Origin of the sequence: Murdochiella massiliensis, assembly GCF_900059565.1 — a bacterium.
In the GTDB taxonomy this organism is placed as follows: Bacteria; Bacillota; Clostridia; order Tissierellales; family Peptoniphilaceae; genus Murdochiella; species Murdochiella massiliensis.
In genome coordinates this window covers 622,392-635,761 of record NZ_FIZW01000002.1, presented here as the reverse complement: position 1 = coordinate 635,761, position 13,370 = coordinate 622,392, and the positions used below count along the sequence as shown (strand labels likewise).

General features: G+C 51.8%; 12 protein-coding genes. 10 read left to right on the top strand and 2 right to left on the bottom strand.

The window, feature by feature from the left end; all coding sequences use genetic code 11:
• Positions 1–3 precede the first annotated feature (3 nt).
• The 8 genes from dnaB to BN3910_RS04605 all read left to right on the top strand — a co-directional run bounded on the left by dnaB (position 4) and on the right by BN3910_RS04605 (position 7,822).
• On the top strand, positions 4–1,365 hold the full coding sequence (dnaB, locus tag BN3910_RS04640) for a replicative DNA helicase (protein ID WP_066924824.1): 1,362 nt from the start codon (positions 4–6) through the stop codon (positions 1,363–1,365).
• Between the two features lie 152 nt (positions 1,366–1,517).
• On the top strand, positions 1,518–2,492 hold the full coding sequence (locus BN3910_RS04635) for a DnaD domain-containing protein (protein ID WP_066924822.1): 975 nt from the start codon (positions 1,518–1,520) through the stop codon (positions 2,490–2,492).
• The gene (locus BN3910_RS04630; protein ID WP_066924820.1) at positions 2,489–3,448 is read left to right on the top strand and encodes an ATP-binding protein; all 960 of its coding nucleotides are present in this window, start codon (positions 2,489–2,491) and stop codon (positions 3,446–3,448) included. Before BN3910_RS04635 ends, BN3910_RS04630 begins: the two co-directional genes overlap by 4 nt.
• A 14-nt stretch (positions 3,449–3,462) precedes the next feature.
• A complete protein-coding gene (locus BN3910_RS04625; RefSeq protein WP_066924818.1) occupies positions 3,463–4,134 on the top strand; it encodes an NAD(P)H-hydrate epimerase in 672 nt (223 codons plus the stop codon).
• A gap of 108 nt (positions 4,135–4,242) precedes the next feature.
• A complete protein-coding gene (gene serS / locus BN3910_RS04620) occupies positions 4,243–5,523 on the top strand; it encodes a serine--tRNA ligase (RefSeq protein ID WP_066924816.1) in 1,281 nt (426 codons plus the stop codon).
• The gene (locus BN3910_RS04615) at positions 5,520–6,605 is read left to right on the top strand and encodes an undecaprenyldiphospho-muramoylpentapeptide beta-N-acetylglucosaminyltransferase (RefSeq protein WP_066924814.1); all 1,086 of its coding nucleotides are present in this window, start codon (positions 5,520–5,522) and stop codon (positions 6,603–6,605) included. Before serS ends, BN3910_RS04615 begins: the two co-directional genes overlap by 4 nt.
• An 18-nt stretch (positions 6,606–6,623) precedes the next feature.
• Positions 6,624–7,259, top strand: a complete 636-nt coding sequence (locus tag BN3910_RS04610) for a chromate transporter (protein WP_082790305.1) — start codon at positions 6,624–6,626, stop codon at positions 7,257–7,259.
• Positions 7,256–7,822: a chromate transporter gene (locus BN3910_RS04605; RefSeq protein ID WP_066924812.1), complete on the top strand. Its 567-nt coding sequence runs from the start codon at positions 7,256–7,258 to the stop codon at positions 7,820–7,822. The genes BN3910_RS04610 and BN3910_RS04605 overlap by 4 nt, the downstream gene beginning before the upstream one ends.
• Before the next feature lie 15 nt (positions 7,823–7,837).
• Here BN3910_RS04605 and BN3910_RS04600 read toward each other — a convergent pair whose 3' ends face one another.
• Both BN3910_RS04600 and BN3910_RS04595 read right to left on the bottom strand, forming a co-directional pair.
• Complete coding sequence (locus tag BN3910_RS04600; RefSeq protein WP_066924810.1) at positions 7,838–9,217, bottom strand: UDP-N-acetylmuramoyl-tripeptide--D-alanyl-D-alanine ligase; 1,380 nt, start codon at positions 9,215–9,217, stop codon at positions 7,838–7,840.
• A complete protein-coding gene (locus tag BN3910_RS04595; RefSeq protein ID WP_066924807.1) occupies positions 9,214–10,305 on the bottom strand; it encodes a D-alanine--D-alanine ligase family protein in 1,092 nt (363 codons plus the stop codon). Before BN3910_RS04595 ends, BN3910_RS04600 begins: the two co-directional genes overlap by 4 nt.
• A gap of 151 nt (positions 10,306–10,456) precedes the next feature.
• Between BN3910_RS04595 and BN3910_RS04590 the strand changes: the two genes are divergently transcribed.
• The gene (locus tag BN3910_RS04590) at positions 10,457–12,025 is read left to right on the top strand and encodes a hypothetical protein (protein WP_066924805.1); all 1,569 of its coding nucleotides are present in this window, start codon (positions 10,457–10,459) and stop codon (positions 12,023–12,025) included.
• On the top strand, positions 12,015–13,307 hold the full coding sequence (locus BN3910_RS04585; RefSeq protein ID WP_066924803.1) for a BREX system ATP-binding domain-containing protein: 1,293 nt from the start codon (positions 12,015–12,017) through the stop codon (positions 13,305–13,307). Before BN3910_RS04590 ends, BN3910_RS04585 begins: the two co-directional genes overlap by 11 nt.
• The last annotated feature ends 63 nt before the right edge of the window (positions 13,308–13,370 follow it).

The following is a 13,370-nucleotide window of genomic DNA, read 5'->3' as shown; positions in this document are numbered from 1 at the left end:
AACATGACGGGCCAACAATTGCCGGGAAGCGCCAATGCCGAACGAGCGGTATTGGGAAGCATCCTGTTCGATGACAAGATGATCAATACCGTCATTGAACAGGTAAAAACCGAAGATTTTTATTTTCCCAAGCATCAAATTCTTTATGACGCGATGCTTGCGCTAAACCGCGCCCATGAGCCCATTGATTTGCAAACGCTCGTCGCCGAACTGGAACGCGAAAAAAAGTTAAAAGAAATCGGCGGGATGGACTTCATCGTTCAGATTACGAGTGAACCGTTCTATTCCGCTAATCTGCAGGCATACATCGATTTGGTGAAAAATCATGCCCTGCAACGCGCCCTCATTCATTTTGGAAACGATGTTGCTGCACATGCAAGCGATGGCAGCGATCCATCCAAAATGGTATTGGAGTCTGCCGAGGAGCAGCTTCTGCAGCTTTCGCAGGATCGCACCCGCATCGGCTTGACACCGATTGCCGTGACCATGCAAGAGACACTCGCGCGTATTTCCGATTTGGCCGTGAATCAGGGAACGATTACCGGCGTGCCGACCGGTTTTCGATGGCTGGATCATCAGTTGGCAGGTCTGCACCCTTCCGATCTGGTTTTGCTTGCCGCTCGTCCTTCCATGGGAAAAACGGCTCTCGGCTTAAACATCGCGTACAACGTGGCGCGTACAGAGGATAAAGAAGGCAACCATCCGTTCAAGGTGGCCGTGTTCTCGCTTGAGATGAGCAAAATGCAGCTGACGCAGCGTTTGTTTGCCATGGCTTCCGGCCTTGGTCTGCAAAAGATCATCACCGGTGATCTGCAGACGGATGAGGAATGGTCACTGCTTTGGGACGCGACGGAAAAGCTTGCAAAATTGCCAATTTACATTGATGATACATCGTCCATTTCCGTGCAGGAATTGCGCGCCAAATGCCGTCGTTTAAAAATGGAACAGGGCTTGGATCTAATCATGGTTGACTATTTGCAGCTGATGAATGCCGACAATGTGCGGCGAAACGAAAATCGGCAGCAGGAAATCACTCAGATTTCGCGCGGTTTGAAAGGCCTGGCAAAAGAGATGAACTGCCCGGTGCTTGCCCTTTCTCAGCTTTCCCGAAAAGCGGAAAGTCGTGAAGGGGGTCGCCCTTTAATGAGCGATTTGCGAGAATCCGGCGCGATTGAGCAGGATGCGGACGTGGTCATGCTTCTGCATCGTGAAGACTATTACGACAAAGACACCGAACGGCCCAATATTACCAAGGTGATTATTGCCAAGCACCGCAACGGGCCGACAGGAGAAGTTGAACTGTACTTTGAGGATTATCTCACGCGATTCAAAGATCTGAATCGAGAGGACGATCCCACTGCATAGGGGGCAATTATTGCTCGTGAGAGGCAACCCTTGCTCGCGAGACGAAGCCGTTTCTCGTGAGAAACACTCCTGCTTGCGAGAAGAAGCCCTTGCTTGTGAAAAATCATTGCTCGTGAATACAAACCTTCGCTTGGTCGAAAGAAAGGAGCAGGATGAAAGCGTCATTTGAACTGTCGCGTGTGGATTTTCGCACGACGCCGGTAGAAAATATTTTTTTAGACACGTATCTTTCCCATGCTCCGGCGGACGCTTTGCGAGTCTATCTTGCCGGCTGGAAAGCCTGTTACAGTCGATCGAATGAGCACGTGGAAGAAACCGATCTTGCGGACTTGTTGGGAATGAGCGCTGAAGCGGTCAAGGATGCGGTGGCATATTGGGTGAACGAAGGACTGGTCGTTGTTGATCCGGATCATCCCGACCGACTGACCTTCCGTTCCATGCTCCTTCTATGGGCGGGAATTGGCGAACCGATGCCGACTGCATCTACGACGAATCTTTCAAAAAGCGACGCTCCCTCAATCGATGGACGGCAAAGTGGAGAGCAAACGACAGCGAAAAACGAAAATGGGGTAAGCACAGAGCAACAAAGCGCTGAGCCGCAAAAAGTCTCGGCTTCCGGAAACGGGCTTTCCCAGGCGGAAATGTTTGATGCGCTGGAAGAGTTCCTTTCGGAAGGACTTCGTTACCACGTTGCCTTGAAAGAAAATGAATTGCGCCTCATTTTGCAGGTGATGGAACATTACGCCTTCACCCCCGACTATTTTTTGTATGCCTATCAAAGCGCCTGTCAACGAAATGAAGTCGGCTCCCGTTCGGTAAACTATGTCGTGGCGGTCATCGAGAACTGGGCGCGTTTTGAACAGATTACCGATCGCGAAGCGCTGGACGCCTATTTTGCCAAAGCGGATCGCGAAAAAACGTCCCGGCCGACCAGGCGGAAGCGCAAACAGGCAGCCTTCGCGCAAAAGGATAACCGGATGACTCGGGAAGAACGTAAGGAATGGGTGAACCGAAAATTAGAGGAATCGCGTAAACGCAGCCTTCGCGGAGACGGCGGAGCAAGCGAGAAGACATTACCGCTTTCCACAGAAGAGCTTTCCGATAAATCCGAAGGAGGGGAAGCATGACCAATGTCAGCGACATTTTAGCAAAACGCCGTCAAGAGGCCGTGCAAAAGCGTGATCGTCGTGTGGAAGCCCTCTTTGCTGCGCATCCGGAAATGGCACGCCTGCATCAGGAACGTCTGCAAAAAGGGCGTGTCTTGCTGGGCAAAATGCTGTCGATGAACGAAGAAGAGCGCAAAGAAGCCGAGGACGACCTGCGCCGCCAAAGAGAAGAAGAGCGTGCCGGCTGGGAAGCGCTGGGTGTTTCACCCAATGCATTTTTGCCGGATTACGTCTGCTCTGATTGTCACGATGAAGGATTTGTGAATGGGGTTTCCTGTCATTGCCGCAATCGTCTGTTGGCGGAAGCACGATACGACATGAGCGCCATCGGCAAGCGGGTGGAAATTGAGAATTTTAAGACGTTTAATCTCCTTCTCTTCCGTCAGGATCGACAGCCCAACGAACCTTGCAGTCCGTTCGAAAACATGGCGGATTTGCATCGACGTATGAAGGAAGAATACATTCCGACCTTTTCCAGGCGTTCACCGAATCTCTATTTTTATGGGCCGACCGGAACCGGAAAGACATTTCTTATCAATTGCATCGTGAAAGAGCTTCTGGATCGCGGTGTACAGGTATATTATCGGACGGCTCCGCAACTTTTGGAATTTCTGACGACCTATTCCTTTTCCTACGCAGGGGAACGTACCGAAAGCGATCGCGCGAAACACGATTTCGCTTTTTCGTGCGATTTGTTGGTGATCGACGATCTCGGTACGGAGTTTCTAACGGATAAAATGCGTGCGGAATTGTTTGAATTGATTAACGCCCGCATTGTAGCGGCACTGCCCACGATTATTTCGTCCAACGTTCAGCTGGAGGAATTAGGGGATCTGTACGGCGAGCGCATTGCATCGCGTATTGCCGGGGAATATGTTCCCTTTGCGCTTTTCGGCAGCGATTTGCGCAAACAATGAGAAAGGAGGCGCCTATGCAAAGCGTGCATGTGGAAGAAATGCGAGAGATGGAACAAATCGCCATCAAACAATTGGAAATCCCGGAAGTGCTTCTGGTGGAAAATGCTGCGCTGAGCATTTTGCGTTGTCTGGACTTGAATACACGTCATTCGTTTGCCGTTTTTTGCGGCCCCGGAAATAACGGAGCGGATGGCTTGGCGCTGGCACGTCATCTCATCGGTCGAGAAAAGAAAGTCATGGTCTATTTAATAGGGGAAAGCGAGCATCCGGGCGAAGCCTGGACGATCAATCTGCGCATCCTCCGGCACATGACCCAAAATGTGCGTCGCGTGGAGACGCTGGGGGAAATTGAAGATATGCTCAAGGAAATGAACGTCTACAACACCATCATTGACGCCATGTATGGAACGGGGCTTCATGGTGCGGTGAAGGGCGTTGCGCCCATTGTGATGGACAATATCAACCAATCCCGCATTTACACCATTTCGGTGGATATGCCTTCGGGGCTGGATGCGGACACGGGAAGACCGTACGGCGCCTTCATTGAAGCCAATGAAGTGATCACCATCGAGATGATGAAAAAAGGATTGGAAAACAATCCCTATGTAGATTGTCCGATTCAGGTGGTTTCGGCAGGATTGCCGCAGTCGGTCAAAGATCGGGTGCTTCGAAAACGCGAACGTTAACGAATGAACTCGGACGGAACCGGCGGGTAGGGAAAACGGCCGGAGGTTCCGTGCTATAATAAGGCAGAAAACGGCAGCGTGGCGCTGCAGAAGAATGAGGAGGAACTCATGTTAGACATCAAGCGTATCCGAGAAGAGCGGGAAAAGGTCGAAAAAGGTCTGGCCGGACGCTCGGGATCATTTTCGGTGGAAAAGGCCTTGCAGTTGGATGATGAACGCCGTGCAATATTGAGCGAAGTCGAAGCGAAAAAGGCTGAACGCAATCAGGTGTCAAAGGAGATTCCTCTGCGTAAAAAGGCGGGAGAAGATGTGTCTGCAACCATTGAACGTATGCGCGTTCTGGGCGATGACATTAAAGCGGATGACGAGAAGTTGCGTGTGATCGAAGAAGATTTGCGCATGGAGCTGCTTTCCATTCCGAATGTGCCGCATGAATCGGTTCCCTTTGGTAAGGATGATACCGAAAACGTGGAGATGCGCCATTTTTCCGAACCGACAGCGTTTGATTTTGATCCTAAGCCGCACTGGGATTTGGGCACCGATCTGTCTCTATTGGACTTTGATCGCGGGGCCAAACTCTCCGGCGCCCGTTTTACCATCATGAAAGGCCAAGGCGCTCGTCTGGAGCGTTCCATTTATAACTTCATGCTGGACTTGCACACCATTGATCAGGATTATCTTGAAATTGCGCCACCGTATCTTGTCAATCGCGCTTCAATGACAGGAACGGGTCAGCTGCCGAAGTTTGAAGAAGATATGTATCATTGCAACGAGGACGATCTCTTTCTCATTCCGACGGCGGAAGTGCCGGTAACCAATATTTATCGCGATGAGATTTTGGATGAAAAGGACTTACCGCAGTACATGACGGCGTTTACGCCCTGCTTCCGTCGGGAAGCCGGCTCTGCCGGACGCGACACGCGTGGGATCATTCGACAGCATCAGTTTGACAAGGTGGAGCTGGTGAAATTTGTTCATCCGGAAGGAAGCTACGAGGAGCTGGAAAAATTGACCAATGATGCGGAAGAAGTGCTCAAGCGTCTGGAGCTTCCGTATCGTGTGGTGACGCTATCGTCCGGCGACCTCGGCTTTTCTTCGGCCAAAACCTACGATATTGAAGTCTGGATGCCGAGTTATCAGCGCTATGTCGAGATTTCTTCCTGCTCTAACTTTGAAGACTACCAGGCGCGTCGTGCCAACATCCGGTTCCGCGATGCACAGGGCAATGTCCGTTTTGTACACACGCTCAATGGCTCCGGTCTGGCGGTCGGTCGCACGTGGGCGGCCGTGGCGGAAAATTATCAGAATGCCGACGGCTCCATCACTATCCCGGATGCGCTTCGTCCGTATTTCGGCAGCGATCGCATTGAGAAGAAAACGCGCGGATGATGGAAAAACGTATCGTACTGACCGGCGGGGGATCCGCCGGTCATGTTGTAGTAAATTTGGCGCTTCTTCCCCGTCTTAAAGAAGAGGGATGGGAAGTGCATTATATCGGTTCTGAAGACGGAATCGAGAAGAGTTTGCTTGCGGATTACCCGGAAGTTCGTTACCATGCCGTTCCGACCGGAAAATTGCGTCGCTATCTCTCTCTGGAAAGTGTCGTCACCAATGTGCGGGATATGGGTCACGTGATTTCCGGCATACGTGAGGCACGCCGGCTGTTAAAACAGATTGCGCCGCACATCGTCTTTTCCAAAGGCGGATTTGTTTCTGTTCCCGTTGTTATGGCCGCTAAGATGCGCCACATTCCGGTGATCAGCCACGAATCCGATTTAAGTCCCGGTCTGGCGAATAAGATGACAGCTCCGTTTGTAAAGCGCATACTCCTGACCTTCGAAGCGACGGCATCGCAGGTGCCGGCAAAGAAGGCATTTTATCTCGGTCCGGTCATTCGTCCGCAGCTCAAAGGCGGATCGGCAAGAGAGGGGCGCATTCGTTTCGGCATTCAATCCAACAAGCCGATTTTGTTGATTTTGGGTGGTTCTCTGGGCGCGGAGGCGCTCAACAATTTGGTATGGGAGAGCCTTGATCCGCTTTTGGAACGCTTTGAAATTTTACATGGCGTTGGTGCGAACAAGGGCGATTCGGCGATTGAACGCCCGGGATATCACCAGGTAGATTATATTAAGGCCGGCATGAATGATGCTCTGGCCATGGCGGATATTGTGGTTTCGCGTGCCGGTTCCAATGCGATTTTTGAATATCTCTATTACCATAAGCCCATGTTGCTCATCCCGTACTGGAAGGGAAGTCGTGGTGATCAGGTGGAAAATGCGCGGGAATTTGAGCGTGCCGGTTATGCCAAAGTGCTCGATGAACGCGAGGCAACGCCTGAGGAGTTTTTAACGGCGGTGAATGAGCTCATGAATCATCGGGACGAGATTCAGCGCAGACAACGCAGCTTTGTTTTTTCGGACGGTGTCGAGACGATTCTTTCGCTGCTGGAAGCACACCGTTTGTTGTCATAACGTATCGAAGGAGAAGGTATGACCGAACAGAGGCCATTCCCGACCGATCAAGGGGAACAAAATCATCAAACGGAACACAAGAAAAGAACGCCCACCGGAGCACTTTCTCTGTGGACGTTGTTTTTGACGTTTTTCAAGATCAATCTTTTCACGTTTGGCGGCGGCTATACCATTGTGCCGGTCATTCGCGATGAATTTGTGCGCAATAAGAAACTTATTGAAGAAGAGGAAATGTTGGATTTAACGGCTCTTGCTCAGTCCGGACCGGGGCCGATGGCGGTGAACACCTCCATTCTTACCGGCTATCGTCTTTGCGGACCTGTCGGGGCAGTGGTGGCACTTCTGGCGGCCACTTTGCCATGCCTTTTGGTCATCACGCTGTTATTTTACGTGTATCAGTCTTTGCGCACCAATCCTTGGGTGAATGCCGCCTTCTCGGTCATGGGCGGAGCGATCTCGGCCGTTTTGCTGTTGACCACATGGAATATGGGCAAGGTCGCCTTAAAACAACATCCCGCTTTCGGATCCGGAATCATGCTGGGCGCTTTTATTTCCGGCTTTTTTCTTCATCTGAATGCCGCCCTCATCATTGCCGTTTCGGGCCTGTTCGGGCTCTTACTGTTTTCTTTTGTCGATGAATCGAGGATCCGATGACCCTGTGGACGCTTTATCTCGTTTTTCTACAAATTGGTGCTTTTGCTTTTGGCGGCGGCTATGCGGTTTTACCGCTCATTTCCCAGTATGTCGTGCATGAGCAGGGATGGCTTTCCACCGCTGGACTGACCGATCTTGTTTCACTTTCGCAGATGACGCCCGGCCCTATCGCCATCAATGCCGCGACGTTTATCGGCACCAAAGTGGCCGGCATCCCCGGTGCAATTGTAGCGACACTCGGCAATGTGACACCACAGTTTATTTTGATGATGACCCTCGGTTATTTTCTTTTCACCCGTCATCAGGAAATGCCGTGGCTGGATCGCATTTTAAAAGGCCTCAAACCCGCCATTGTTTCTCTGGTAGGGCTTGCGGCCTTGGATATGATGAGCGCTTCGCTCTTTATTGGAGAAAGTTGGACGCTTTCCGCTCTCAGCCTCGGCGGCGTCATCGGTTTTGTAATCGGTTTTGCGCTCTATCGCAAAAAACGTCTCAGTGTTATCGGCATCGTTATCGTTTCCGCGATGAGCGGCGTTGCACTTCATGTAGTGGGCTTACTTTAACAAGTAGTCAAGCGCTTATACGGTGACGCCCGAAAGACTTTCCACCACTTCTTCCAGTCGCATGGCGCGTGAGCCTTTGATCAACACAAGAGAATTGCGCGAAATGAGATATTTGGCTTTGTCCACCAGATCGGGCTTGGAGGAAAAGTGGAAAAGGCGTGAAGCGTCGAAGTGTTCGGCGGCGCCTTCCATCATCGCTTTGGACAGTGGCCCATAAAAGAGAACCGCGTCAAAGACGTTCGGATCGATCTTTCGGCCGACCTCCCGATGCAACTCACTTTCCTGTTCGCCAAGCTCGAGCATATCGCCTAAAATGGCGATTTTCTTTTTGTATCCATGAAGAAGCTCTGCCGTATGCAGCGCTTCTTCCAGAGAAGGCGGATTGGATTTATAGACATCGACCAAAATATCAAAGCCGACAAAGTGTTCCAGATCGGTGCGCCATTTGGTCTGATCCGTGACGTGCAACCCTTCCTGGATGGTGTCATCATCCAGACCGAGAAGGCGAGCGATGATGACGGCAACGGCAGCGTTATACATCTGATACGCACCCAGAAGATCGACGGTAAAGGACTTCCCGTCGAGGGTAAATGTGGTGCTGATCGGTGTCGTGCGATCCAAGGTAAGCTGAACATCCGCTTCGGGATCGGTGCCGAAGGAAATCACGCGTGGAATAATGGTGCGTTCGGCAACGGCTTTACGGAGAACCTCATTATCATAGTTGTAGAGGAAAATATCCTTCGCTTTCATGCCTTCCAGAATTTCCAGCTTGGCTTTGGCGATATTTTCGCGTGATCCGAGTTGCTCCAAATGTACATCGCCGACGTTCGTAATGACGGCAATGTGCGGGCGAGCCATCTTCGTTAAATGGGAAATTTCACCGAATCCACTCATGCCCATTTCAACAACGGCAACTTCGGTGTCTTCATCAATTTGCAGCAAGGTGCGCGGCACACCGATTTCATTGTTCAAATTGCCGGTGGTTTTTACGGTGCGGAAGGTTTGCTGTAAAACAGAATGCACAATATCCTTCGTTGTCGTCTTGCCGTTGGATCCGGTGATACCGATGACCGTAGTTGCAAGAGACGCACGATAGTTGGCCGCCATACGGGTAAAGGCTTCGGTGGTGTCGTCCACGGCAAGGTAGGCACGCGTGTCGTCGACGGAAGGCGTGTGTTTCGCGTCGTGAAGGCAGGCAACGGCACCTTTTTCAAAAGCCATGTCGATGAACCGATGTCCATCGAGACGCTCCCCGATAATGGGCACATAGAGATCGCCTGGATCCAGGGTGCGCGTATCAATGGAAACGGCGCGTACCGGTGCATTGGCATCGGCTGCGGGCGAAAGTGTCGCGTTCGCATAGGCGGCGATTTGGCTTAAAGTCTGTTGTTTCATGCTTGCCTCCAGGAGGTTTCCACCGTATTTTGCGCCGCTTCCGATTCGAGCGCATAGGCGATCAATTCATCCAGATAGTCGCTAAACGTCATCTCCGTCAGCGCCGTCCACAGTTTCGGTGCAAGGGAGGAGGGCGTCATACCGGGGAAGGTGTTGATTTCATTGAGATACAGTTTGCCGTCGTCACCAAGGAACAGATCCACACGGGCAAAGCCTTCACAGCCGAGAGCTTCGTAGGCTTGCAAAGCAAGCTCCTGTACAGCTTGCGTCATTTCCGGCGGAAGCGGATGCGGTACATTCTCTTTGGTAGATGCATCGTTATATTTCGCCTCGTAGTCCAGCACTTCGTGTGTTGAGGTGTAGCTTCCGGGGAGGGAAGCCTTCGGATGTGCGTTCCCGAGGACGGAGACTTCCAACTCGTGGCCGCGAATTTCTTCTTCGATCACAATGCGCCGATCAAAGCGGAAGGCTTCCGCTACGGCATCAGCAAGCGTGGCTTCGGTTGCACGGCTTACGCCGACCGAAGAGCCGTTGTTGGCCGGTTTGACAAAGCAGGGAAAACCGAACGAATCGGCAATGCGTTTTCCGAGCGTATCGCTTTTCTTTCCCTCCGCTTCCCACTGTGTGCGGGTGTAGACCAGATAATCCGCTTGGGGCAGGCCGCAAGCGCGAAAGACTTCATTGGCGAAGCCTTTGTCCATGCAAAGCGCGCTGGTGGTCAGGCGATTGCCGACGTAGGGTACACCCAAGGTTTGCAAGAAGCCCTGAATTTCCCCATCTTCTCCCGTTTGTCCATGCAGGACGGGAAAAACGATCAGCGTGTCGCTTTCCGCAGAAAGCCGCTCGACCAGAAGACAAAAGTCGCTGATGGTTTCCGGACGCGAGCGATCACTGGTACGGATGAGCTCTTCTTCGTGTTCAATGTGGGTAAGTGCACCAAGAGGCAGGAAGCGTCCTTCTTTGTCGATATAACAGACTTCTACGTGATAGGCCTTGCGATCCAAGCCGTTGATCACCGATTTTGCGCTGCGCAGGGCGATTTCGTGTTCGGTCGATCGCCCGCCGCAGAGAATAAGTATGGTCTTCAAGCGTCACTCCTTTTGTTTCCAATGGTCTTATTATAGTCTACTTGTTCGAACGTGCCAAAAAGAACCGCATGGAATTGTTGTCGTCGCAGACGATTTTATTATGCGGTAGAATAGAAAGAATGGATCCACGCGGCGATAGGAAGGAGGGGGCATGAGCGACGACTTTTCAACTTGGATGCTGGCACAACTGCAAGATCCGAAGCTCAGAGAAAAAGCGAAAGAGCGAATGGAAAAATCGCCTTTTTCCTCCTCTTCTCCGGCCAAAGCGTCTACAGTTTCCTCATCGCCGGCGCCTTCATCCTCAATGTCCTCTTCATCGAAGTCCGTTTCTCCGGTGAAAAGACGGTTTATTCAGGTGGCGAAACCGCATGAGGAAGGCTTCTGGAAAACGCAGCTATTGCAGGGCGCCCCGTATCGAGCGTCTTTTCCGGCCACTGCGCAGCTTCAACGGCAGGTAGATGACCTGTTTGAGCAGACGGCGGAGAAGGCCTATGCGCTTCGCTTAGCGCGCACGGATTACGGTAACGAAAGCGATGCGCCACCGGCAGATAAGCTACCTTCCTATCTATTAACCAAGCTTCACACGCTGACCGAAGGGCTTGTCTGCGATCACTATCGCGGGCGAAAGATACACAGCCATTTCGACGACGCGTACCTTTCCTTTGCCCTCGGGCCGGAGGGAAAAAATGCGCTTGAAGCGTTCTTATCGCAGGCGATAAGCCAATTGCCGGCGGCAGATGAGGAAACGCTGCGTTATTTCGGTTTTGATAAAAAGGGCAGGCCGATTCTCTGGTGGGATCCGGACGGCATCCTTCGGGATCATTACGAAGTGGATGAGAAAACGGTTCGCCGTTTGCAGGAACAGCCGGCGCTATTGAGCAAGATGTGGACTTTGCCTCCCTTGGTGATGCGTGTCGTCTTTCTCTATGATGCCGTTATGGATGTGATTGAAGAGGCAAAACAGAAACAAGATGTTCGCTGGAATAATCGCATGATGCGCGATTATCTTTTTGATACCGCTTGCGGAAGAGAAACCATCAATCCCTACTACTACACCATCCTTACCAGCTTCTTGCGCCTGGCGGAGGCGCGCGTTCGCGTTGAAATTGCGGGCATTGCGCCGATTCAAACGGAACGCGATCGCCGGGAAGTTTCCCGTCGATTGCCGAAGAGTATTGAAGACGAAGTCATGGAAGCGTTGGAAAAGACGCCTCTTCCGCCCATCACCGAAGAGGATGTCCGACTGCTTCCCGCAGAAGACAGACTTGCTGCACGCATACGCCTAAAATGGCTGTTTCTCCTTCCGGACGACGAAAAACGGCTGGCGGCTTTCGATGCGATGTGCGAGAAGGAAGTTGTCTCGGCATTGAATCGACGCGAATTTCGGGAACAACAAAGTCCTACGTTAATGCGATTACAACGATTTTTTGCACTGCGTAGAAAAAAACAAGAGGAAATTACGCAATCGGCGATACGCGAGGTCGTAGATTCCTCTTGGGAAGAAGAGTTGCGCCGGACGCTTCGCGACGTTTCACCCAACAATCCGCACTGGGTAAGTGAACTGGCAAAACAACTTGATGATTGGCAAAGTCCGAAAGTACGCTCCCTTCGCCTGAACCGGACACGCATTCGCGAAGCGAAAAAGGAGTTAGCCAAAACGGTTGCGATGGTGGACCGCCTGTTGACCACTGAAACAAAGGAGGAAGTCGATGACGAATAAACAAGCGCGTATCCTGGCGCGTGACGATGCCCAACAGATACTGCAGGCTCTCGAAGGAGGCGTGGTGCCGCCCGTCGGCATCCAGCATCTGTTAGTCGGTCGTCATCAGGAAGTCGAAGAGGTAGTGTCCATCCTTTCTCGCCTTGGGGAGGGCACATCCGAATTTCGTTTATGGGTGGGGGACTTCGGCTCCGGAAAGAGCTTCATGCTTCGCACCATTGAACAGCTGGCCTTGCCTATGAATATGGTGACGGCGACGGTGGATTTGACGCCGACACGCCGATTTCATGCCACCGACGGAAAAGGCGTCGCTCTTTATCAGGAGATTTTTAAACGTCTGCGAACGCAGGAGTTCCCCTCCGGAAATGCGCTCGCCGCAATTCTGGATCGCTGGTATGCCGAAGAAGGAAAAAATCAGCCGCAGATCGGTGCCTATCTTTTTGAACGACTGGCGTCATTTACCGGCGGCGGTTTGCGCTATGAATTGACGCAAGTGCTGATGGTTTATATGGAAGCGATGGCCAATGCGAATCCCATGAAAAAAGCCATGGCGCTTCGCTGGCTCAGTGGCCACATGCCCACAAAAACGGAAGCGAAACGGACGCTCGGCGTCGGAGCGATTATCACCGACGACAACTGGACCGAGGCGCTGCTCAATTGGAGTGAATTGTTCCGACTGCTCGGCTATCGCGGCTTTGTCGTCAATTTTGATGAATGCGTGAATCTCTATAAACTGCCGCGCAGCATGACGCGTGAACAGAATTACGAACGCATATTGAACCTCTATAACGAGACCAAGAGCGGCAATACGCCCGGTCTGTGGATCAATTTAGCGGCCACCCGAAAAACTGTCTTCGATGAACGACGGGGGATGTCTGGATATGGCGCATTAAAAGGTCGCTTCGGGATTGAGCGGGCGGATTTAGGGGATCTGGTGGATACAACGGCCACGGTACAAATCTTAAAGCCTCTCACGCCGGAGGAAATCTATACGTTGCTTGAAAAACTGCAGGCGATTTTTGACCTCTGTTACGACGTTGCTGAGATCGCTTTTTCAGAGGAGCAGATCGCACAATTTATGCAGGCGGAACTCAACCGTCCCGGTGCCGCGGAATTTCTTACGCCGCGTGCCGTCATCAAGGACTTTTTGCAGCTTCTCCAATGGGCAAGGCAGAATCCGTCCATTCCTGCGGAAGAACTGTTAACGCGTCGCTTCGGTTCACTGGGTCGGGTGGAAAAGGATCCTGACAACCGGGATGATGCGGAGATTGAAATTCTGTAACTGCAATTCTGTAACGGTGTGAAAATTTTGATGTCCTCTTGCACGTTTCCCAAGATGGAAAGG